The following is a 21,394-nucleotide window of genomic DNA, read 5'->3' as shown; positions in this document are numbered from 1 at the left end:
CATCACGATACGGGAGATGCCATCCATGCAGGCCTTTCGGCGCATCTGGGAACACTTCGAGGAAGGCTTCATTGTCTTCCTTTTGGCCGCGATGACATTGGTAACGTTCGTCTACGTCATTCTCAACAATCTCTATACGCTTTTCTACCGGCTTGCCGATAACTGGGAAGGCGCCAGCGACCTATTGTTCACCATCGGCGATGGCGTCATGAGCATGGCTCAAGCCATGACCTGGAGCACCTCACTCACCAAGGCGCTGTTCGGCTGGCTGATCTTCTTCGGCCTGTCCTATGGCGTGCGCACCGCCGGGCATATTGGCGTTGACGCGCTGGTAAAGCTGGCGAGTAAACCCGTCCAACGGCTCATTGGGATCTTGGCCTGTCTTTGCTGCTTGCTCTATGCCGGCCTGTTCAGCGTGGCCAGCTTCGAGTGGATTCATACCTTGATGTCGGCGGGAATAGGCGCCGAGGACCTTGGCCATTTCGGGATCATGCAATGGCACATAGGGCTGATTGTCCCGGTGGGTTTTGCATTGGTATTCATCCGTTTCGCTGAAATTTTCGTGCGCATCCTGCTGCACCGCCAAACCGGTCTCGGCCTGGCCGATGAAGCCGCCGACGTAATGAAACTGACCGAACACGAGGACAATAAACCATGACCATTGCCTTCCTGTTCGCGGCACTCTTCGCATTGATGTTCATTGGTGTGCCCATTGCCATTTCCTTGGGCCTGGCGGGCTCGCTGACCCTTGTATTTTTCAGCCCGGACTCCGTTCGCTCCCTGGCCATAAAGTTGTTTGAAACATCAGAGCACTACACCCTGCTGGCGATTCCGTTTTTCTTGCTTGCGGGCGCCTTCATGACCACCGGCGGCGTCGCACGCCGGCTGATCGACTTTGCCAACGCCTGCGTCGGCCATATCCGTGGGGGGTTGGCCATCGCCGCCGTATTGGCCTGCATGCTGTTTGCAGCCCTCTCCGGCTCCAGCCCCGCAACGGTTGCGGCGGTGGGTTCGATCGCGATTGCCGGCATGGTGCGCTCTGGTTACCCGCAGGCATTCGGCGCGGGAATCGTCTGTAACGCGGGCACACTGGGTATCCTGATACCGCCCTCAATCGTGATGGTGGTGTATGCCGCCGCCACCGAGACATCCGTTGGCAAGCTGTTCATGGCCGGCGTCATACCTGGCCTGTTGCTGGGGATAACGCTGATGGTGGCAATCTACATCGTCGCCGTTAAGAAAAACTTGCCGGCCCTGCCACGCGCAACCCTGCGTGAGTTTCTGAGTGCTGCGCGTAAAGCCGCCTGGGGATTGCTGTTGATGCTGATCATCCTGGGTGGCATTTACACCGGGATGTTCACGCCGACGGAAGCCGCTGCCGTGGCGGCGGTGTATTCGGCGTTCATCGCCTTGTTCGTCTACAAGGATCTGACGTTTCGCGAGACACCTAAAGTGCTGCTGGACGCTGCCAAGCTGAGCATCATGCTGATGTTCATCATTGCCAACGCCATGCTCTTCGCTCACGTATTAACCACCGAGCAGTTACCCCAACAAATCACGGCCTGGGTGATCGAGGCGGGGCTGACACCGGTGACCTTCCTGCTGGTGGTGAACATCGTCTTGTTGGTGGCAGGTGCCTTTATGGAGCCCTCGGCCATTATCCTGATCCTGGCGCCGATCCTTTTCCCGATCGCCATGGAACTGGGTATCGACCCGATTCACCTGGGGATCATCATGGTGGTCAATCTGGAGATCGGTTTGATCACGCCCCCGGTCGGTCTGAACTTGTTCGTGACGTCCGCGGTGACGGGCATGTCAGTGCCTGCCACCATCAAGGCAGCCATGCCCTGGCTGGTGCTCTTGCTGCTGTTCCTGGTGCTGATTACCTATGTACCCTGGATTACCCTGGCACTGCCCAACTGGCTGGGCATGAATTAATGCCCGCCCGCCCCAATCAGTCATCCTCCTCGCAGCGCCCTGAAAGGAAATCGCTATGATCGATATGAGCCACTTCACGCCGCTGAGTGCATGGGTCGGTGGCCTCTTGATCGGCTCGGGCGCCGTGCTGTTGATACTGTTCAACGGTCGCATCGCCGGCATCAGCGGCATCGTCGGCGGCCTGCTACGCCCGGGGACCGGGGACGTGGCCTGGCGAACGGCATTTGTGCTGGGGCTGCTGATGGCACCCGTGGCTTACCAACTTATCGCGCCATTGCCTGCGGTGCAGATCGACGCCGGTTATCCACTCGTGATCCTTGCCGGCCTGCTGGTCGGTATTGGCACGCGCTATGGGGCTGGGTGTACCAGTGGTCACGGTGTGTGTGGCCTGTCGCGTTTATCGCCGCGCTCCGTGGTCGCCACACTCGTGTTCATGAGCGCGGGTTTCATCACCGTTTATGTCGTTGGCCATCTCCTGGGAGGCCTTTGAGCATGCCGCTTTTTTATGCGTGGGTTGCCGGTTTGGTGTTCGGCATCGGCTTGCTGGTTTCCGGAATGACAAACCCGGCCAAAGTCATAGGTTTCCTCGACGTGAGCGGACGCTGGGATCCCTCACTGGCCTTTGTCATGGGCGGCGCCATTGCGGTGGCGGCAGTCGGTTTCAAATTCGCAAGAACGCGAACCCGATCGCTGCTGGGGCTGCCGATGAACCTGCCCACCGCTCGAAATATTGATCGGCGCCTGGTCATGGGTAGCCTTCTGTTCGGCGTCGGTTGGGGCGTGGCGGGTATTTGTCCGGGGCCGGCCTTGGTGCTGCTAGGCTCGGGCATTCCTGAAAGTGTGGTTTTTGTCATCGCCATGTTAGCCGGCATGGGACTCTTTGAATGGCTCGAGCGACGCAGACGTCGTGGAGCGTCGATCAGCGCCAGCGTAGATAAAGCCAACTGAATCAGCTTCGCCTTGGACAAATCGCTGTCTGTCGACCTCGACTGTGCTTCGATCAAGGCCTCTGCGCTGAATGAATCGTCACAACAGTTCAACCGGGAACGCGAGAATAGACCTGTGCCAGGTGGCCGCTGAACAGCATCCACAGCGCTAATACGCCAAGGACGACAAGCAGCACGGCAACAATCATCTCGAGCCTTTTGAACACAGGCTCAGTCGGCGAGTGCTCTTTGCGTGCCCAGATAAACACTCCGTTGCCTATGGCAAAGAACATGGCGCCGGCGAGCATGTATTCAAGGCCAGCGGCATAAACAAGCCAACACCCATAGACCGTACCCAACACACTGCTAACCAACGCCGTGGTTTTACCGGCCTTTGCGGTCGTCGGGTAACTGCCATTCGCGATGATTTTCCACAAGAAGCCCGTGGCGCCGATGTAGGCCGGCAATATCATCACGCCGGTGATGGAGAGCATCACGTTCCACGCGTTGTTCGAGAAGAACATCAGGATCATCGCCGCCTGCATGACGAAGGTGGAAACCCACAGCGAGACCGACGCAGAGCCCTGTTTGTTAGTCATGGCGAACGCCTGGGGAAATGTCCCGTCCTTGGCCGCAGCCCAGGGTAGTTCAGCGACAAGCAGGGTCCGTACCAGGCCGCCGATGTTTATGGTCTTGCCCCCCATGCCGGGCGCGGTGGTTGGACGTGGTAAACAGGCTCGGCCGGCTGGATGTAGCGCCTTGGTATGGAGTCGCCGTTAGGCCTGTTCACCCCGAGACCGGCTTTCGCCACACCCGCTACATCGCCGTAGCCGTAGCCGTAGCCGTAGCCGAACCGACCCTGGCTCGCTTCAATAGGCGTTCCAACTGGCGGATCTTCGAGGGCCAGAGATCGAGCCCATCGACAAACCGGTGTGGTGCCTCGATCGGGCCAAACATCACGACGGCGAACTCGACGCCAACGGCATAGCGCAGAACGCGGCCTGCTACAAAAACCAACCGCCCGGATTTGGCGTTGTGGGCCGCGCCTGGGCGCCACGTTTGCCGCTCGCCGCAACCTATGACGAAACCTGGACGCGGGAGCGTTCGCCAGGGTTGCCGCCGGATGCTGATTATCCTATGCACAGCGACGAATATAAAAATGCACAAACAAAAACGCCGACCATTTCTGATCGGCGTTTTCGTTAAAGTGGGTCGCGGGTTTGGCAGAGCATTCATTGATGATTACACCTAACTGGAGTCGGTGGTGACTCGCTAGTGAGGTCGGATTTAATGAGCAAATCAAATCAGCCGGCAGGCCTTTCGCTTCTGCCATCGGCGCACGAAACCACCCCAGCTCAATGGATCCATTAAAATCTATTTTGTCGATAATCGCCCAAAATAACCTGAAATTACTGATTTAAATATTGACTCGCAGCAGCTCCAGAAATTTAATGGATCCACTAAATAAGAATAATACCTCGCCTGGAGAGTTGCCATGTACCCCAAGAACACTTGGTATGTCGCCTGCACACCCGATGAAATCGCTCAAAAACCTCTGGGTCGGCAGATCTGCGGTGAAAAAATGGTGTTTTATCGGGGCCTGGAAGGCGTCGTGGCTGTCGAGGATTTCTGCCCCCATCGTGGCGCGCCGCTCTCGCTGGGCTATGTCGAAAACGGCAACCTGGTCTGTGGGTATCACGGCCTGGTCATGGGGAGCGATGGCAAGACGGTGGAAATGCCGGGCCAGCGGGTGCGCGGTTTTCCGTGCAACAAGACATTTGCGGTGGTGGAACGCTACGGCTTCATCTGGGTGTGGCCCGGCGATCAGGCCCAGGCGGACCCCGCGCTGATTCATCATCTTGAATGGGCCGTGAGCGATCAGTGGGCCTACGGCGGCGGGCTCTTTGATATCCAGTGCGATTACCGCTTGATGATCGACAACCTGATGGACCTGACCCACGAAACCTACGTCCACGCCTCCAGCATCGGCCAAAAGGAAATCGATGAAGCCCCACCCGTCACCACGGTTGAAGGCGACGAAGTCGTTACCGCCCGGCACATGGAAAACATCATGGCTCCGCCGTTCTGGCGCATGGCCCTGCGCGGCAACAACCTTGCCGAGGACGTGCCGGTGGACCGCTGGCAGATCTGTCGCTTCACCCCGCCCAGCCATGTGCTGATCGAAGTCGGCGTGGCCCACGCCGGCAAGGGCGGCTACCACGCAGCGCCGGAACACAAGGCTGCAAGCATCGTGGTCGACTTCATCACCCCGCAAACCGAGACATCAATCTGGTATTTCTGGGGCATGGCGCGCAACTTTAACCCTCACGATGAGGCGCTGACCGCCAGCATTCGCGAGGGCCAGGGGAAGATTTTCAGCGAAGACCTGGAGATGCTCGAACGTCAGCAGCAGAACCTGCTGGCCCACCCGCAACGCAACCTGCTCAAGTTGAATATCGATGCTGGCGGCGTGCAGTCGCGCAAGATCCTGGAGCGACTGATTGCCAAGGAACGCGCCCTCGAACCGCAACTGATCACGACCACCACCGCCTGAACGGCGCGACACTCTGCGAGGACCGAACATGATCGATGTGGTGGTGGTATCCCGTAATAACGAAACCCAGGACATTTGCAGCTATGAACTGGCCAGGGTCGATGGCCAGCCGCTGCCAGCCTTCAGTGCCGGCGCGCACATTGACGTGCATCTGCCGGATGGGCTGGTGCGCCAGTATTCGCTGTGCAATCACCCCGAGGAGCGTCATCGCTATCTGATCGGCGTACTCAACGACCCGGCTTCTCGCGGCGGCTCGCGCAGCTTGCACGAGCAAGTACACGAGGGCACCCGCCTGACGATCAGCGAACCACGCAATCTGTTCTCCCTGGCCCATGAAGCACGCCGTAGCCTGTTGTTCGCCGGCGGCATCGGCATCACCCCGATCCTGTGCATGGCCGAGCGCTTGGCCCATGCAGGTGCCGACTTCGACCTGCATTATTGTGCCCGCGCCAGTGAGCGAGCGGCGTTTGTGCAGCGGCTCAAGGCGTCGCCGTTTGCCGAGCGGGTGTTCCTGCATTTCGATGAGCAGCCGCACACGGCCTTGAATGCTGCCGAGGTGCTGGCCGGGGCCGCAGACGATGTGCACCTGTATGTCTGCGGCCCTGGCGGGTTCATGCAGCATGTACTCGACAGCGCACGCGCACAGGGCTGGCAGGAAGACTGCCTGCACCGCGAATACTTTAGCGCGGCACCGGTGGATAACAGCCTCGACGGGAGCTTTTCGGTGAAACTCGGCAGCAGCGGCCAGGTCTTCGAAATCCCCGCCGACAAGACCGTGGTCCAGGTCCTCGAAAGCCACGGTATCGAGATTGCCGTGTCCTGCGAACAGGGAATTTGCGGCACCTGCCTGACCCGTGTGCTGGAGGGCATACCGGAGCACCGCGACCTGTTCCTCACCGAGCAGGAACAGGCGCTGAATGATCAGTTCACGCCCTGCTGTTCACGCTCGAGGACCCCGCTGCTGGTGCTCGATATCTGACAGGTGTCACGACGTGGGCAAAATCACCTTCATGCGCGCGGCGGCGGTGGCTGAGCTGAAGATCTCGGCATAACGCAACGTCGCATTGGCGTGCTCGCGCATGATGGCTTCGGCCCGCGCGCCCTGACGATTGACCAGGGCGTCAAACACCGAATGGTGCTGCATGTGGGCATAGTTGAAGCGTCGGTACTCGCGGGCCATGTCCTCGCGATCCACCGCCAGCGCGGTCACCGATGCGAATGGCAGGTGATCATTGCGAGCCAGCGCATCCGCGATCGCCGGGTTGTGGCTGCCTTCGACGATGACCTGGTGAAAGCGCATGTTCAGGTCGTGGTAAACCTCAAGGTCATCTTCAGTCACGTAGCCTTTGTCGAACAGTTGGTCGCCTTCCACCAGGCAGCGCTCCAGCGCCGCACGCGCCGCATCCGACAGGCCATGCTCGGCGGCTTGCCGCGCAGCCAGGCCTTCCAGCACACCGCGCACTTCGACGGCGCCAGCAATGTCACTGGGGCTGACCGAGCGCACCTGATAGCCGCGCCCGCCAAACGGCACCAGCAGCCCTTCCTGCTCAAGGGTACGAAATGCCATGCGGACCGGCATGCGCGACACTCCAAAACGTTGCGCCGTAGGGATTTCCATCAGGCGCTCCCCCGCCACCAACTCCCCGCTGGCAATCATCTTGCGCAGTGCAACCAGCACCAATTGACCGGGCTTACTCATCCAGGCAACTTCCAGAAAACATTGCCGGCCATAGTACCGCAAGCATCCGATCCCGTCAGACGAACGCCAGCGCGGCGCGCGCGCCCTCTATGGCACCCAGGTGGTGCGCCAGCCGCGACGGCAGGTAATCGAAAAAGAACCCGGCGCTGTGCAGCTTGGCAGCACGCAACGGATCGTCTTCGGGCAATGCCCTGGAGACACGCGCAGCCCGCGCCCAGGCAAAGGCCAGTAACGCCACGCCACATAGCTGGAGGAAATCCGGCGCAGCCCGATAGGGGTATTCACTGTCTTCCTGCGAGCGTTCACGCAGGGCGCTGACCACACCGGCCAGCGAGTCGCACAGACTGCCCAATGCGTGGGAGAACCCTGCGCACTCGACATACTGCAAGCCCTGTCCGGCCTCGGCACGCAACTCGGCCAGCAGCAGGCCAAAGGCTCGGCCTTCATCCCCCAGCACTTTGCGCAGCAACAAGTCATTCGCCTGGATCTCGTTACTGCCCTCGTAGATCATCGCGATGCGGCTGTCCCGCAGGGTTTGCTCGATGGCGAACTCGGTGACGTAGCCGTAACCGCCAAACACCTGCAACGCATTGCTCGCCTGGCGAAAGCCCTGTTCGGTGAAAAACGCCTTGATGATGGGTGTCAGCAAAGGCGCCAAACGGGCGGCCGACAAGTCCTGGCCATGCTCGGCCTGATCAAGCAGGTGCGCCGCCCAATAGCCGATGGCGCGCATACCCTCGCTGGTGGTGCGCAGCTCCAGCAACACGCGGCGCATGGCCGGGTGATAACGGATCGGGTCAGCGGCCTGGGCCGCCACACCTTCGGGCCTTGACGGTGCACGCATCTGCACACGCTCGGCGGCGTACTGCCGAGCATTCTGCCAAGCTGCCTCGACATGCCCCAGGCCTTGCAGGCCGACATGCAGGCGCGCCGAATTCATCATCACGAACATCGCCGCGAGGCCCTGATTGGCCTCGCCGATCAGCCAGCCCTGGGCGGCGTCGAATACCAGGGAGCAGGTGGCGCTGCCCTTGATGCCCATCTTGTGTTCGATGCCGTCGCAGTGCACGCCATTGGCACGGCCGTCGTCCAGTTGCTTGGGCACCAGGAACAGTGAAAGGCCGCGACTGCCCGGCGGCGCATTGGGCAAACGCGCCAGCACCAGGTGCAGGATATTGGCCGTGAGGTCGTGCTCACCGCCGGAGATAAACAGCTTGCTGCCGTTGAGGCGATAACTGCCATCCGCCTGGGGTTCAGCGCGACAGCGCAGCAAGCCGACATCGCTGCCGGCCTGAGGCTCGGTCAGGCACATGGTGGGCAAGGCCTGGCCACTGACAATCTCGGGCAGGTAGCGTGCCTGCAGCCAGGGAGCGGCGTGGGTCTTGAGGCACAGGTAGGCGCCATGGGCGATCCCGGTGTACATGGCCCAGGCGTGGTTGCTGGCGTAGAGCATCTCTTGCAGCGCCGCATCAAGTAGTTGCGGCAAGCCCTGCCCGCCCTGCTCCTCAGCGCACGCCAGCGCCGGCCAGCCACCGTCGACATAGGCGCGATAGGCTTCGACGAAGCCGTCCGGGGTGCTGACCCGGCCCGCCTGCCAGCGGCAGCCCTGGCGATCACCGTTGCTGTTCAACGGTGCCAATACGCCCTGACTGAAGCGTGCCGCCTCCTCCAGCACCTGTAGCGCCAGCGGCAGGTCCAGGGCCGCGAACGCCGGGTGGTGCTGCCAGGTTTCGGGCGCCTGCAACCAGTGTTCAAGGACAAACTGCATATCGCGCAAAGGCGCCTCGTAGCTCCACATCGGGACACCTCATCGACTAAAAAACAATCAAGCGCGGTAGACAGGGTTCTCGATCAGCAACGCCATGCCCTGCCCGCCGCCCACGCACGCTGCGGCAATCCCATAGCGCAGGTTGTGCTGGCGCAGTTGTCGGGCCAGGGTCATCACCAGGCGCAGGCCGGTGGCAGCCAGTGGATGCCCCAGCGCAAGCGAGCCGCCGTGGACGTTGAGGCGGGTGCTGTCCAGCTCCAGTTCATAGGCCACCGCCAGTACCTGGGCGGCCTGGGCTTCGTTGATCTCGAAGCGGCCGATGTCACCCAGGTTCAACCCGCTGCGTTGCAGCAGCAGGCGGATCGCCGGTGCCGGGCCGATGCCCATGAACTCGGGGGCCACACCGACCACCGCGCTGGCCAACAGACGCGCCAGGGCCGGACGCGTGCAGGCCGAGGCGCGCCCCACCAGTGCGGCGGCTGCGCCATCGACCACGGCGCAACTGTTGCCGGCGGTTTGTACACCGCCAGGGTGCACGGCGCGCAAGCGTGCCAGGGCTTCAAGGTCGGTGGGACGTGGGTGGCTGTCCGTGCTGACGGCACTGGCCCGACGCGCCAGGCTGATGCCCCTGGGCTGATACCCCTCAAGCTCGAACACCTGGTTGTCGACCGTGACGATTTCTTCCGCCCACGCGTCGTCACGCTGCGCCTGCAACGCTCGCTGATGACTGTCACAGGCGTGGCGGTCCACGGACTTGCGGCTCAGGCCATAACGGCGCGCCAGGTTATCGGCGGTGGCGATCATGTCCAGGCCAGGGGCCGGGTCATAAAGGGCCTCCCAGAGAAAATCCTTAAATTGCACCTCGCCGCCGAGTCGAAACCCATCCCGATGGGTGTAGGCCGCAATCGGGTTGCGCGACATGGATTCACTGGCCACACACAAGGCCAGTTGCACGCCATCCCGCAGTTGCACAGCGGCCTGGCGCAACAGCTCGAAACCGGTGGCGCAGATGCGCTGCACCCCCAGTGCCGGTGCCGCTTGCGCCACACCGCTGTACAAGCCGATATGCCGTGGCAGCAAGTAGGCATCGAAGCTGGCCTGGGCCATGGAGCCGGCCAGTACGCTGTCCACTGCCTGCGGCTCAATACCCGCCCGGGCCAATACTTCACGGCCAACCTTGATCCCCAGGTCAGTGGGTGAGACCTGAGACAGTGCTCCACCCAGGTCAATCCAGGGGGTGCGCACGGCCTCGAAAATCGCCACATCGGCAAATGCCGAATACTGCCCGTTCAAGGCTTGGGCTCGGCACGCAACAGCGTGGTGTCTTCGCCGCGATACAACGCCTCGACCTTGGCGGCGCGCCATTGCAGTACCGCCCGCTGGTTGATCGAACCTTTGTCGGTGATTTCCCCACGATCGATGGACGCCGGCTCGTCGAGCAGGGCAATCCATTCCAGGCGACTGGCATTGCCGGTGGCCTCACGATTGAGGCGTTGCAACCAGTCGCCGAACCACTGGCGCACCGGCGCGCTGCCCAGCACTTGGGCGTCGCTGGCGTCGGCGTCCAGGCCCGCTAGCCGACGGCATTCGTGGAGCCTGGGGAACACCAGTGCTGCGAGGCACTCGCGGTCGGGCGCGGCAATCACCAGGTCCTGCACATAGGGCGAGCCGTCGAGCACCGCGCGATTGCGCAACGGACCAACGCTGACAAACACCCCGGAAGAGAGCTTGAAATCCTCGGCAATCCGCCCATCGAACATCAGGCCCAGTTGCGGCTGCTGAGGGTCGGCGAGCTTGATCGCATCTCCTGAACAGTAGAACCCCTGCTCGTCGAACACCTCGGCGGTTTGCTGGGGCGCCCGCCAATACCCCGGCATGATATGCGGCCCGCGAAAGCGTCCTTCGAACTTGCCGTCCACCGGCACCAGGCGCACCTCGCAGCCCGGCGCGGGCAAACCGATATAACCGGCCATGGACAACGGCCCGGTGGTGAACGTGCAGGACGGTGCGGCTTCGGTCATGCCCAGCCCGGCCATCATGCGGATGCGTTCACCGCAGTGCTGTTCGGCCACGCGGTCGAGGCGATCCCAGATACGTTGGGAAAGGCCGGCGGCGGCGAAGAAGAACAGTTTCATGCGCGCAAAAAAACGCTCGCGCAACTCGGCGTCCTGTTCCAGGGCGTTGACCAGCTCTTCCCAGCCCTTGGGTACCGTCAGGTAAGCCGTGGGCGAAACCTCCTTGAGGTTGCGCAGGGTCTCGGCAAAGCCTTGGACCGTGGGTTTGCCGTCGTCGAGGTAAAAGGTGCCGCCGTTGTAAAGCACGATGCCGACGTTATGGCTACCGCCAAACGTATGGTTCCACGGCAGCCAGTCCACCAGTACCGGCGGTTCCTCACCGAACACCGGAAATGTCTGCAACAGCATTTGCTGGTTGGCGCAGAGCATGCGCTGGGTGGTGATCACGGCCTTGGGCAATTTGGTCGAGCCCGAGGTGAAGAGAAACTTGGCGATGCTGTCAGGCCCGGTGGCCTTGAACGCCGCTTCAGCCTCTGCGCCACCTGGTGTGTGCAGCAGGCTGGCGAAGCTTATTTGGCTGCGCCCGGGCACTTGGCCGCGCACGCAGATCAGCGGGGTTTCGGCCGGCAATACGGCGTCGATCGCACGCCGGTAGGCCGGCGCATCGCTGACGAACACCAGCCCGGGTTGCAGCAAGTCGCAGACATGCCGCAGCTTGGCGAAATCCTGGGACAACAACGAGTACGCGGGCGATACCGGGCAGTAGGGAATGCCGGCGTACATCGCGCCGAGGGCGACCTGCAAGTGCTCGATGTCGTTGCCCGACAGCAAGGCCAGCGGCTTGTCCGCCGACAGCCCGTAACTCAGCAGGCCCTGGGCAATCGCGCGCACGCTGTCGAGCATCTCGCGGTAGCTGACACGGCGCCAATCACCGCCGGCCTGGCGTGCCGCGATAAACGTTTGCTCGGGCCGCACCCGCGCCCAATGCACCAGGCGATCGAGCAAGCGCGCCGGCAACTCGGCCAGGGGTTCCAGGGAGCGCATGTGCAGCACGCCGTGTTCTTCAGTGACCGCCACCGGTGCGTGGCCGATGGAGACCTCGCGGTATCGCGGTGCGGGCTGGGGTTGCGGTCGAAATTCGGAACTCACAAGGATGTCCTCCAGCAAGGCGGATCACAGCCGCCTTGTTATTGTTATGTCGCGGCGCCTGCTCAGATCGGGTAATGCCGTGGCCCGTTCTGCAAGGTCACCCAGCGCAATTGCGTGAAGTGCTCAATGGACGCCTTGCCACCAAAGCTGCCGTACCCACTGGACTTGACCCCACCAAACGGCATCTGCGCCTCGTCATGCACCGTCGGGCCGTTGATATGGCAAATACCCGACTCGACCCGCTGCGCCAGCGCCAGCGCGCGCCCGGTGTCTCGACTGAAGATCGCCGCCGACAGGCCGAACTCGGAATCGTTGGCCAGGCGCAACAAGGCTTCATCACCCTCACCACGCAGCAGTACGGCCACCGGTCCAAAGGACTCTTCGCGGTACAAGCGCATCTGTTCGGTGACACCATCGATCAGGGTCGGCTGCAGGATGCTGCCCTCCAGTTGGCCGCCTACCACCAGCCGCGCGCCCTTGGCCAGAGCATCGTCGATCAGGGCCTTGATGCGTGTGCCGGCGCTGGCGTCCACCAGGGAACCCAGTACCGCATCCGCCGCCGCTGGATCACCCGCACGCAGGGTCGCAACCTTGGCCGCCAGCTTGGCGCTGAACGCATCGGCGACCTTGGCATCGACGATCAGGCGTTCGGTGGACATGCAAATCTGGCCCTGGTTGAAATAGGCGCCAAAAGCCGCCGCCGCCACAGCAGCGTCAAGATCGGCATCGTCGAGCACCAGCAACGGCGCCTTGCCACCCAGTTCCAGCAACGCCGGCTTGAGGTGACGCGCCGAGAGCTCGCCGACAATGCGCCCGACATGGGTCGAGCCGGTGAAGTTGACCCGCCGCACCGCCGGGTTGGCGATCAGCCGCTCGACAATCGCGGCGGCATCCGCCGGGGCATTGCTGATGACATTGACCACGCCATCGCCCAGGCCTGCGTCTTGCAATACCTGGCCAATCAGGCGGTGCACCGCCGGGCTTAATTCCGAGGCCTTGAGCACCACGGTATTACCGCAGGCCAGCGGCATGGCGATGGCGCGAGTGGCGAGGATGACCGGAGCGTTCCACGGCGCGATGCCCAGCACCACACCGCAAGGTTGACGCAAGGCCATGGCGAAACTGCCGGGGACATCGGAGGGGATCACCTCCCCCGTGATCTGGGTGGTCATCGACGCCGCTTCGCGCAGCATATTGGCCGCCAGGCGCACATTGAAGCCATACCAGTTGGGCATGGCGCCGGTCTCGCCGGCGGCAGCGATGAATTCGCTGCTGCGCGCCTGCAATTGCTCGGCAGCGTTGAGCAAGCGGGTGCGGCGTTCGTTGGGCGCCAGCGCCGCCCACGCGGGGAACGCGGCGTGAGCGGCGGCGACGGCGGCGTCGGCATCTTCCAGGGTCGCGGCGGCCACCCGAGAGACCACTTCACCGGTCACCGGGTTGCGACGTTCGAAGGTTCGACCGTCACGGGCGTGGCACGACTGGCCGCCGATCAACAGGGGCACGTCCAGCATGGTGATTCCTCTTTTTTGTCTTTATCGGGAATACGTTCAAGCAGAGTACAACGGCGCGGCCAGGCGGCCGCGCCCTTCAGCGTTTATACGCCTGCAGGCCAGGCTTGATGCTCTTGTCGTCGAGGAACTGCTTCATGCCCTGCTCGCGACCGCCTTCGGTGTCGAGCAGGCGCGACTGATCGAGCTTGGCGTAGAGGTAATCCTCGTTCTGCTCCCAGGTCAGTTCGCGGCAACGCTTGAAGCCATGCTTGGCGGCACGCAGCACCACCGGGTTTTTCTCCAGCAGGTTACGCGCCAGCTCGATGGTCACTTCGCGCAGTTGAGCCAGCGGCACGCTTTCGTTGACCAGGCCCATTTCGGCGGCTTTCTGCCCGCCAAAGGTCTTGCCGGTCATGATGTAGTACAGCGATTGACGATGGCCCACGGTATCGGCCATGGCCTTGCTCACCAGGTTGCCCGGCGGGATACCCCAGTTGATTTCCGAGAGGCCGAAGGTCGCTTCGTCGGCGCAGATTGCCAGGTCACAGGCCACCAGCGGGCTGAAGCCACCGCCGAAGCACCAGCCATTGACCATGGCGATGGTCGGCTTGGCGTACATGCGCAGCAGTTTCCATTGCCATTGCGAGGCTTCGCGGCGGATTTTTTCCTGGAGGATTTCCGGGCCGGCATCCACCTCGCGAAAGTATTCCTTGAGGTCCATGCCGGCGGTCCAGGCTTCCCCGGCGCCGGTCAGTACCAGCACGCCGGCGGCAGGGTCCTGCTCCAGGGTTTCCAGGACGTCGATCATTTCCCGGTTCAGGGTCGGGCTCATGGCGTTGCGTTTTTCCGGACGATTGAGAATGACCCAGGCAATGCCTTCTTCGATCTCAACCTTGACAGTGGTCCAACGGCCTTCGTAATTGCTCATGGCGGTACGCTCTTGTTCTGGGTGTGAAGATGATTCGAAATTAAACCGCAAATATAGTTATGTCAATTAACTATTAATCTGAATAACCAATATTTCACGTGATTAAACCCCTTACGTTGCAGGCGCCGTAAAAACCCGGCGTAGCCATAGCCCGCCAATACCGGCAAACTAGATAGCCTTCTTAACCTCCACCTTCTGAGGATTGCACTGCCAATGGCCAAGCCTTCCAACATCGCCACCGCCAGCCAGGGCCTGCCCGACAACGATGAGGGACGGCCGCCGCTGGATTCAGCCCTGGACGATCTGATCGGTTACGCCATGCGCCGCGCCCAGCTCAAGCTGTTCCAGAACCTGATCGGTCGGTTATCGGACCACGACCTGCGCCCTGCGCAGTTCTCGGCCCTGGCGATCATCGAGCAGAACCCCGGGCTGATGCAGGCCGACCTGGCACGTGCCCTGGCCATCGAGCCACCCCAGGTGGTGCCGTTGCTGAACAAGCTGGAAAGCCGCGCCCTTGCCGTGCGGGTACGCTGCAAGCCGGACAAGCGCTCCTACGGGATCTTCCTCAGCAAGACCGGCGAAACCCTGCTCAAAGAGCTCAAGGCAATCGCCGCACAGAGCGACCTGGACGCTACCGCCGCCCTCGACGGCCAGGAGCGTGAAGCGCTGCTGCGCTTGCTGAAGAAGGTCTATCAGGACTGATCGGCTTACCAGAGCGCCACGGTGTAGAGCACCAGGAAACGGGTCTGGTTTTCATCGCGAAAGGCCGCGCCGCTCGGGAAGTCATTGCGGTAGATCGACTTGCGCGCCATAAACCCGACGTCCTTAAACGGGCCGCTCTGAATCACATACCCCAGTTCCATCTGGAACTCGCGCTCCTTGCGATCCTCGGCATTCAAAGCCGCCAGTTCGATATGGTCGCCACGCACATACCGCAGCCGAGTCTTCAGCCCCGGCACACCCGATGCCGCGAAGTCATAGTCGTAGATGGCTTGCCAGGTGCGCTCCTTGGCGTTGAGAAAGTCTGAACTCATGGTCAGTTCGCTCATGCCCATCAACTCTGTTCCCGAGATATAGGGCGTGGCCGTCTCCCCGCTTGAGTGCATGTAGCCAAGGCTGACGCGATGGCCGCCCAGGCGGTAGCCAAACAAGGCCGAGAGGTTGCGGTTATCGACGTTGCCCGCCTTGGCACTGCCATCCTCACGGCTGAAAAAACTGCGCAGGTCGCTGGTAAGCACGCCATCGCCTACCGGCAGGTTGTGCAGCAGCGCCAGGGTGTCCTGCTGGTAGAGGTCCGCGATCTGCGAATGGTAGGCGCGCAGGCTGAAATCTTTATTGACCTGGTAATCACCGCCCACGTAAGCCAGGTGCGACGTGGTGGCGGTGGCGTTGAAACGCCGGTTGGGTGAGGCGACAGTCATGGATTGGTAGTCGGTGGAGTCGCGTTTGTTGATGCGATCGATATAGCCAGTGTTGAGTGTCAGGCCATCGATGTCCTTGGAGCTCAACGTGGTGCCGCGAAACGTTTGCGGCAGCAGCCGCGACGGACTGGCAAAGGCAAACGGCAGGAAGATCGACACATCGCCGGCCTTGACCGTGGTTTGCGCAAACCGCAGCTTGGCGGTTGGGGCCAGGCGCGAGTACTCGTCGGCGGCGCGTTTGTCGCTGGCCGACACCGGCAACAATTCGGTACCGCTGCGGTCCGGCGAAGAGTCGAGCTTGACCCCCATTAACCCGCGTACATCCAGGCCAAAGCCCACTGGGCCAGGGGTGTAACCCGATTCCAGGTTGAGGATGAATGCCTGGGCCCATTCCCGCGCGGCGGTCTTCGCACCGTCGTCCTTGTAGTCACGGTCCAGGTAGTAATTGCGCAAGGTCAGGGTGCCGTGGCTGTCGTCGATAAAGCCTGCAGCCCACAGCGAACCGGGCAGCACGCTCAAGGCCAGCAAAGCCATCAGCCGGCGTGGAGTGTTGTTCGACACACAGGAGACAGACGCCGCTGCAGCGGCGTCCTCCATAGGGAGTTCTGGCATGTTCGATGTCCATTTTTGTTGTTTTTTTGGTTTGGCACACGCTCGGCCTTGTCAGCCTCGCGAGCCAAGAATGGAAACAGCCGGCGGCACTCGTCAACTGCATATGACCGATAATCGAACATTAATAAAACTATCTATTTTTTGGCCAAGCCAATATCGACATCTCAATTGATTGAATTTAATGACTTTATTTTGTTTTTTTGCGGACTTTATTCCACGATTCATTTTTTAGTTATATTTGTTATCTTAATATCCAGCAGCCACTCAAGCTCGCCACCACAACAAAAACAACAATGAGGTTTGCCATGAACAGTCCATCGCGTCGTTCGACGCTGACTATTGCGTTGTGCTTTATCGTTGCGCTGATCGAAGGGTTCGATCTGCAAGCCGCCGGCACCGCCGCCGCGGGGTTACGTCAAACCTTCGCCCTGGATCCGAAGATGCTCGGCTGGGTGTTCAGCGTCGGAATCATCGGGCTGCTGCCGGGGGCGTTCTTCGGCGGCTGGGTTGCCGACCGGATCGGGCGCAAGAAAATCCTGGTCAGCGCGGTGCTGCTGTTCGGGCTGTTTTCCCTGAGCACCGCCTTTGTCGACAGCTACTCAAGCTTGTTGCTGGTGCGTTTCCTCACCGGCCTGGGCCTGGGCGCCGCGTTGCCCAACCTGATCGCCCTGTGCGCCGAAGCGGTGACCGAGCGCAACCGTGGCACGGCCATCAGCGTGATGTACTGCGGGGTGCCGCTGGGGGGAGCATTGGCCGCGGTAGTGGCGATGTTTTCCAGTGAGCACTGGCAGACCACGTTTATCATCGGCGGCCTGGCGCCCTTGCTGGCCGTGCCGTTGATGATCCTGCTGCTGCCTGAATCCAGCGCCTTTCGCCAACAACTCGACCACACGCACGGCGCCCGCCCCTCCACCGGCCAGGCGCTGTTCGGCGAAGGCCGCGCCCGCACCACACTGGCCTTGTGGCTCAGCTACTTCTTCACCCTGACCGTGATGTACATGCTGCTTAACTGGCTGCCGTCGCTGTTGCTGGAACAGGGTTTCAGCAAACCCCAGGCGGGCATGGTGCAGATGCTCTTCAATATCGGCGGCGCCCTGGGTTCGCTGCTCGGCGGCGTGTTGCTGGACCGCTGCAATGCCCTCAAAGTGGTGCTGTCGGTGTATGCCGGGTTGCTGGCGGCGCTGGCCGGGGTGGGGTTGTCGGTGGGCATCGTGCCCATGGCCATCGCCGGCTTTGCCGCCGGCTTGTTCGTGATGGCTGCGCAGTTGGTGCTGTACGCCTCGGCACCGCCCTCCTACCCCACGTCGGTGCGTGCCACCGGCGTCGGTGCCGCCGTGGCCGTTGGCCGCCTGGGTTCGGTGGCCGGCCCCCTGGCGGCCGGGCAACTCCTCGCCGCCGGCGCCGGCACCGCGGGGGTACTGCTGGCGACGTCCCCCGGGGTGGTGATTGCCGCACTGACCATCATCAGCGTGATGGTGCGTAAGGCGCCAACTAGAACTTATGCAGCCAATTGAGCACCAGTTTGTTGCCCTCGGTGCGGTTTTCCGCCTGCTGTTCAAAGTAAGCGTTTACCGATAGCACATCTTCCTTGCTGAACGCATAGATCAGGCCTGGGCCAATGGCCCAGACCTTCTCCCGGCGCCCGCTCACGGCGTGTCCATCGACCTGGGTGTCGGTGATTTGCTTCAACCAATAGCCGTTGACCCCCACGCTCAGTTGCTGGCTCAAGGCATATTGCAGCGTCAGGTTGGCATGCAATGCCTGGCCGGCCTGGGTATCGGAAACATCCCCAAAGCCTGCCTGCGGATCATCATTCTTGCCATTCCACAGGTACATGAAGCGCCCGCTCGCCGACCATTTCGGGCTGAACCAGTACGTCGCCGCGTAATACGGGTTGAATGACCAGAAGTTGCTGCCGGGGTTGATCGAGCGATTGCGGTCATAGGCCCCCACCGGGATCGAGACATCAGCCTCGACACGCTGGGTCAACAGCGGGCTGCCATCAGCGCGGTTCAGGGTTGGCAGTTGCAGGAAGGCACCGACAGTCAGGTCACCGAAGCCAGCACGGGAACTCAGCGCCGCATTGTTCAACCCATCGTCGACATTCACATGGGCCAGCGAGGTGTTGATCAGGGTGAATCCGGGCATCGCGCCATTGGCCAGGGGTTGGCCGACGTAGATGATCTGCGTGGTAGGCGCCACCACTTCCACGTCCTGCTTGGGCAGCGCCAGCTTGTTGCCGTTGGCATCATTGAAGCGGCTGGCCCGGGAGTACGTCAGGTATTCCTCCAGGTACCAGCCCGGGCCGGCCGGGGCCGGTGAGCCGTCGTAGAAACTGGTGCTGCCGAGGTTGAGTCCGGGCAGGTCGTAAGCGTGTGCAATCGGTGACAGTGCGACAAAAGTCGTGGCCGCAACCGTCCGCAAGATAGGCTTGAGCATCTTGTATGTCCTGTATTTTTGTTGTTGTTCAAGACCCCCGGCACGGTGGATCCGCGCCGGGGTTTACCGCTGTTGCAACCCCTACACGTAGGTCGCCGCCAACCCGCCGTCCACCGGCAGATTGACCCCGCTGACCCAGCGCGCGGCGTCCGAGCAGAGGAAGGCAATCACCGCCGCCACTTCATCGGCCAGGGCTGGACGGGTCATGCGCTGGCTGTCCTCGGCCACCCGCTGCGGCCCGAGCATGCTGACGAAATCGCCGAGAATCGGAGTAAACACCGGCCCCGGCGCCACGCAGTTGATACGCACCGAGTGATCGCGAAACCAGCCCTGGGATTGTTGGAAGCTCCACACGATCAGCGCTTCCTTGAAGTACTGATAACAGCTGGCCGGCTCCACCGGATTGGCCGCCAGCCACTGCTGCCCGGCCTCGAAGCTGGGCGTCTCGGCCAGGGCCTTGTGCAGCGCCAGCCGTTGCGGCCATTGCGCGCCGAGCACCGAGGCAACATTGACGATGCTGCCGCCCGCCGGCATGCGTGGCAGCAACGATTGAGTCAGGTGCCGCAGCCCCAGGTAATTGACCGTGGCCACCGCTTGCACGGGCGCCGTACCGGGCACCCCGGCGATGTTACACAGCCCGTCGACCCGCGATGGCAGGCGCGCCACCAGTGCATCAATGCTGGCAGGGTCACCCAGGTCAGCCTGGAAGAAGCCATCCAGGGTCAGTTGCGGTTCATGGCGATCAACACCGATCACCGTAGCGCCCTGGAAGCGCGCGAGCCGCGCCAGTTCGGCGCCAATGCCTGAGGCGACGCCGGTGACAATCAGGGTTTTGTTGTGCAGGTTCATGTTCAAGCCCTCTTATTTTTGTATAGGCGTGGGTGTATCAAATCGATGAGCCAGGGCTCAGAACGACCACGGCTCAGAACGGATAGACGGGCGGAGTATTTTTCACCGTGACCCACTGCCACTGGCTGTACTCGTCCCAGTCGGCCGGCCCGCCGACGCTGCCGCCATTGCCGGAGGCACCGCGCCCGCCGAACGGGTTGATGCATTCGTCGGCCACGGTCTGGTCGTTGATGTGCAGCAGGCCGCAGTCCAGCCGCTCGCCGATGGCCATGGCGCGCCCGACCGAGGGCGAGATGATGGCGGCCGAGAGGCCGTACTCCGTGCGGTTGGCCAGTTCGATAGCCTCCTCGTCGGTGGTAAAGCTGACCACCGTGGCCACGGGGCCGAACATCTCTTCCTCAAAGGCGCGCATGCCCGGGCGCACGCCACTGAGCACGGTGGGCTGGTAGAACAACCGGTCATAGTCGCCACCCGCCTCCAGCCGTGCACCGGCCTGCAGGCTGTCGCTGACGATCTCGTGCACGCGCTGCAATTGCCGTTGGTTGATCAACGGGCCGAGCGCCGCTTCACCCCGGGCGGCGTTGCCCACGGTGAGCGCCCGGGCCTTGTCCACCAGCTTGCGGGTGAGGCTTTCGGCGATGGATTCATGCACGAGAATCAGCCCGGTCGCCATGCAAATTTGCCCCTGATGCAGCCAGGCGCCCCACGCAGCATTGCTCGCGGCCAGATCGAGGTCGGCGTCTTCGAGAATGATCAGCGGGTTTTTGCCGCCCAGTTCCAGCGCGACTTTTTTCAGCTGTCGCCCGGCCACTTCAGCAACTTTGCGCCCCGCCGCAGTGGACCCGGTGAACGCAATCATCCGCACATTAGGATCGCGGCACAGCGCTTCCCCCGCCGGCGCCGCGCCGGGCAACACCTGCAACAGGCCCTTGGGCAAGCCCGCCTCTTCGAACAGCCGGGCAATGAGAAACCCTCCGCTGACCGGGGTCTGCGGGTCGGGTTTGAGCACCACTGCATTGCCCGCCGCCAGCGCCGGGGCCACTGAACGCAGCGACAGCACCAGCGGAAAGTTGAACGGTGAAATCACCCCGACCACGCCGTGGGGCTGGCGCCGGGCATAGGACAGTCGGCCTGCTGCACTGGGCAGCACCACCCCGTAAGGTTGGGACAACAGCCCCGCCGCCTGATGCAGCAGCACAATCGCTTCGCGCACTTCGTGTTCGCCCTTGAATAACGCGCCCCCGGTTTCCCGGGCGACGTACAGCGCCAGTTCGGCGAAGGACCGCTGGGCCAGGTCCGCCGCCCTGCGAAACACCTCGGCGCGTTCCCGTGGGCCGAGTGCAGCCCAGGCCGGCTGCGCCAGGGCCGCGCTGCGGCAGGCGATGGCGATGTCGGCCGGGTTGGCCATGGCGCAGCGCATCAGGGGTTCGCCGGTGGCGGGTTCAATCACGTCAATCACAGATCCCGAAGCGGGAATCCAATCGCCGTTGAACAGGCATGCGGACGCGATGGCCCGCTGTAGAAAGGGGGTGGTTTCAGACACTGACATTGGCAACTCCCGGTTCTTGTAATTGTCATCGTCTGCACAAGGTGCAAACGCCGCATC

20 protein-coding genes are annotated in these 21,394 nt (G+C 62.2%); 9 read left to right on the top strand and 11 right to left on the bottom strand.

From position 1 onward, the window contains the following. The first annotated feature begins 25 nt into the window (after positions 1–25). The 4 genes from AACY44_RS21425 to AACY44_RS21410 are packed head-to-tail and all read left to right on the top strand — an operon-like array spanning position 26 to position 2,886. Positions 26–658, top strand: coding sequence for a TRAP transporter small permease (locus AACY44_RS21425; protein WP_339419425.1), 633 nt, complete (start codon positions 26–28; stop codon positions 656–658). Further along, complete coding sequence (gene dctM / locus AACY44_RS21420; RefSeq protein ID WP_339493487.1) at positions 655–1,938, top strand: C4-dicarboxylate TRAP transporter large permease protein DctM; 1,284 nt, start codon at positions 655–657, stop codon at positions 1,936–1,938. The genes AACY44_RS21425 and dctM overlap by 4 nt, the downstream gene beginning before the upstream one ends. A gap of 55 nt (positions 1,939–1,993) precedes the next feature. Further along, positions 1,994–2,428, top strand: a complete 435-nt coding sequence (locus AACY44_RS21415) for a YeeE/YedE family protein (RefSeq protein ID WP_339419429.1) — start codon at positions 1,994–1,996, stop codon at positions 2,426–2,428. Between the two features lie 2 nt (positions 2,429–2,430). Continuing rightward, positions 2,431–2,886 carry a YeeE/YedE family protein gene (locus tag AACY44_RS21410; protein ID WP_339530990.1) on the top strand — a complete coding sequence of 152 codons (456 nt, stop codon included), beginning with the start codon at positions 2,431–2,433 and terminating at the stop codon, positions 2,884–2,886. A gap of 88 nt (positions 2,887–2,974) precedes the next feature. Here AACY44_RS21410 and AACY44_RS21405 read toward each other — a convergent pair whose 3' ends face one another. Then, the gene (locus AACY44_RS21405; protein WP_445261930.1) at positions 2,975–3,526 is read right to left on the bottom strand and encodes an amino acid permease; all 552 of its coding nucleotides are present in this window, start codon (positions 3,524–3,526) and stop codon (positions 2,975–2,977) included. A 268-nt stretch (positions 3,527–3,794) separates the two neighbouring features. Here AACY44_RS21405 and AACY44_RS21400 point away from each other — a divergent pair, with 268 nt between their 5' ends. The 3 genes from AACY44_RS21400 (at position 3,795) to AACY44_RS21390 (ending at position 6,397) form a co-directional block, all read left to right on the top strand. Continuing rightward, positions 3,795–4,070, top strand: a complete 276-nt coding sequence (locus AACY44_RS21400; RefSeq protein WP_339419435.1) for a DUF2169 domain-containing protein — start codon at positions 3,795–3,797, stop codon at positions 4,068–4,070. A 289-nt stretch (positions 4,071–4,359) separates the two neighbouring features. Continuing rightward, a complete protein-coding gene (locus AACY44_RS21395; protein ID WP_339419437.1) occupies positions 4,360–5,418 on the top strand; it encodes an aromatic ring-hydroxylating dioxygenase subunit alpha in 1,059 nt (352 codons plus the stop codon). Positions 5,419–5,446: 28 nt separating this feature from the next. After that, the gene (locus AACY44_RS21390; RefSeq protein WP_339419439.1) at positions 5,447–6,397 is read left to right on the top strand and encodes a PDR/VanB family oxidoreductase; all 951 of its coding nucleotides are present in this window, start codon (positions 5,447–5,449) and stop codon (positions 6,395–6,397) included. A 6-nt stretch (positions 6,398–6,403) separates the two neighbouring features. Here the strand turns inward: AACY44_RS21390 and AACY44_RS21385 are convergent, their stop codons facing one another. The 6 genes from AACY44_RS21385 to AACY44_RS21360 form a co-directional block, all read right to left on the bottom strand. Then, positions 6,404–7,117: a GntR family transcriptional regulator gene (locus AACY44_RS21385; protein ID WP_339419441.1), complete on the bottom strand. Its 714-nt coding sequence runs from the start codon at positions 7,115–7,117 to the stop codon at positions 6,404–6,406. Between the two features lie 55 nt (positions 7,118–7,172). Next, positions 7,173–8,915, bottom strand: coding sequence for an acyl-CoA dehydrogenase (locus AACY44_RS21380; RefSeq protein WP_339419443.1), 1,743 nt, complete (start codon positions 8,913–8,915; stop codon positions 7,173–7,175). A 27-nt stretch (positions 8,916–8,942) separates the two neighbouring features. Further along, positions 8,943–10,178, bottom strand: coding sequence for a thiolase family protein (locus AACY44_RS21375; RefSeq protein ID WP_339530989.1), 1,236 nt, complete (start codon positions 10,176–10,178; stop codon positions 8,943–8,945). Further along, entirely contained in the window at positions 10,175–12,049 is a 1,875-nt protein-coding gene (locus AACY44_RS21370) for a feruloyl-CoA synthase (RefSeq protein ID WP_339419447.1), read from the bottom strand. Before AACY44_RS21370 ends, AACY44_RS21375 begins: the two co-directional genes overlap by 4 nt. 62 nt (positions 12,050–12,111) lie before the next feature. Beyond that, positions 12,112–13,560 carry an aldehyde dehydrogenase gene (locus tag AACY44_RS21365; RefSeq protein ID WP_339419449.1) on the bottom strand — a complete coding sequence of 483 codons (1,449 nt, stop codon included), beginning with the start codon at positions 13,558–13,560 and terminating at the stop codon, positions 12,112–12,114. A gap of 76 nt (positions 13,561–13,636) precedes the next feature. Next, positions 13,637–14,467 carry a p-hydroxycinnamoyl CoA hydratase/lyase gene (locus AACY44_RS21360; RefSeq protein ID WP_010567568.1) on the bottom strand — a complete coding sequence of 277 codons (831 nt, stop codon included), beginning with the start codon at positions 14,465–14,467 and terminating at the stop codon, positions 13,637–13,639. Positions 14,468–14,680: 213 nt separating this feature from the next. On the opposite strand from AACY44_RS21360, the gene AACY44_RS21355 reads away from it, so the two are divergent. Further along, positions 14,681–15,169 carry a MarR family winged helix-turn-helix transcriptional regulator gene (locus AACY44_RS21355; protein WP_339419453.1) on the top strand — a complete coding sequence of 163 codons (489 nt, stop codon included), beginning with the start codon at positions 14,681–14,683 and terminating at the stop codon, positions 15,167–15,169. A 5-nt stretch (positions 15,170–15,174) separates the two neighbouring features. On the opposite strand, the gene AACY44_RS21350 is transcribed toward AACY44_RS21355, so the two are convergent. Further along, on the bottom strand, positions 15,175–16,500 hold the full coding sequence (locus AACY44_RS21350) for an OprD family porin (protein WP_339428064.1): 1,326 nt from the start codon (positions 16,498–16,500) through the stop codon (positions 15,175–15,177). A 305-nt stretch (positions 16,501–16,805) separates the two neighbouring features. Here AACY44_RS21350 and mhpT point away from each other — a divergent pair, with 305 nt between their 5' ends. Next, positions 16,806–18,014, top strand: coding sequence for a 3-(3-hydroxy-phenyl)propionate transporter MhpT (mhpT, locus tag AACY44_RS21345; protein WP_339419456.1), 1,209 nt, complete (start codon positions 16,806–16,808; stop codon positions 18,012–18,014). Here the strand turns inward: mhpT and AACY44_RS21340 are convergent. The 3 genes from AACY44_RS21340 to AACY44_RS21330 form a co-directional block, all read right to left on the bottom strand. Beyond that, positions 17,992–18,939: a SphA family protein gene (locus tag AACY44_RS21340; RefSeq protein ID WP_339428065.1), complete on the bottom strand. Its 948-nt coding sequence runs from the start codon at positions 18,937–18,939 to the stop codon at positions 17,992–17,994. The two genes, mhpT and AACY44_RS21340, sit on opposite strands and share 23 nt — an antisense overlap. Before the next feature lie 81 nt (positions 18,940–19,020). Then, a complete protein-coding gene (locus AACY44_RS21335; protein ID WP_339419458.1) occupies positions 19,021–19,788 on the bottom strand; it encodes a coniferyl-alcohol dehydrogenase in 768 nt (255 codons plus the stop codon). A gap of 73 nt (positions 19,789–19,861) precedes the next feature. After that, the gene (locus AACY44_RS21330) at positions 19,862–21,337 is read right to left on the bottom strand and encodes a benzaldehyde dehydrogenase (RefSeq protein ID WP_339419460.1); all 1,476 of its coding nucleotides are present in this window, start codon (positions 21,335–21,337) and stop codon (positions 19,862–19,864) included. Between the last annotated feature and the right edge of the window lie 57 nt (positions 21,338–21,394).

The organism is Pseudomonas sp. RA_15y_Pfl1_P11, assembly GCF_963970975.1.
Taxonomy (GTDB): domain Bacteria; phylum Pseudomonadota; class Gammaproteobacteria; order Pseudomonadales; family Pseudomonadaceae; genus Aquipseudomonas; species Aquipseudomonas tritici.
Note: the sequence above shows the minus strand (reverse complement) of the source record. Positions and strands in the feature narration are given on the sequence as shown.

Coding starts and splice junctions, on each gene's coding strand:
- AACY44_RS21380 (WP_339419443.1), bottom strand. CDS start 8,915: ATGTGGAGCTACGAGGCGCCTTTGCGCGATATGCAGTTTGTCCTTGAA.
- AACY44_RS21330 (WP_339419460.1), bottom strand. CDS start 21,337: ATGTCAGTGTCTGAAACCACCCCCTTTCTACAGCGGGCCATCGCGTCC.
- AACY44_RS21415 (WP_339419429.1), top strand. CDS start 1,994: ATGATCGATATGAGCCACTTCACGCCGCTGAGTGCATGGGTCGGTGGC.
- AACY44_RS21365 (WP_339419449.1), bottom strand. CDS start 13,560: ATGCTGGACGTGCCCCTGTTGATCGGCGGCCAGTCGTGCCACGCCCGT.
- AACY44_RS21350 (WP_339428064.1), bottom strand. CDS start 16,500: ATGCCAGAACTCCCTATGGAGGACGCCGCTGCAGCGGCGTCTGTCTCC.
- AACY44_RS21410 (WP_339530990.1), top strand. CDS start 2,431: ATGCCGCTTTTTTATGCGTGGGTTGCCGGTTTGGTGTTCGGCATCGGC.
- AACY44_RS21355 (WP_339419453.1), top strand. CDS start 14,681: ATGGCCAAGCCTTCCAACATCGCCACCGCCAGCCAGGGCCTGCCCGAC.
- AACY44_RS21390 (WP_339419439.1), top strand. CDS start 5,447: ATGATCGATGTGGTGGTGGTATCCCGTAATAACGAAACCCAGGACATT.
- AACY44_RS21395 (WP_339419437.1), top strand. CDS start 4,360: ATGTACCCCAAGAACACTTGGTATGTCGCCTGCACACCCGATGAAATC.
- mhpT (WP_339419456.1), top strand. CDS start 16,806: ATGAACAGTCCATCGCGTCGTTCGACGCTGACTATTGCGTTGTGCTTT.
- AACY44_RS21385 (WP_339419441.1), bottom strand. CDS start 7,117: ATGAGTAAGCCCGGTCAATTGGTGCTGGTTGCACTGCGCAAGATGATT.
- AACY44_RS21425 (WP_339419425.1), top strand. CDS start 26: ATGCAGGCCTTTCGGCGCATCTGGGAACACTTCGAGGAAGGCTTCATT.
- AACY44_RS21335 (WP_339419458.1), bottom strand. CDS start 19,788: ATGAACCTGCACAACAAAACCCTGATTGTCACCGGCGTCGCCTCAGGC.
- AACY44_RS21360 (WP_010567568.1), bottom strand. CDS start 14,467: ATGAGCAATTACGAAGGCCGTTGGACCACTGTCAAGGTTGAGATCGAA.
- dctM (WP_339493487.1), top strand. CDS start 655: ATGACCATTGCCTTCCTGTTCGCGGCACTCTTCGCATTGATGTTCATT.
- AACY44_RS21340 (WP_339428065.1), bottom strand. CDS start 18,939: ATGCTCAAGCCTATCTTGCGGACGGTTGCGGCCACGACTTTTGTCGCA.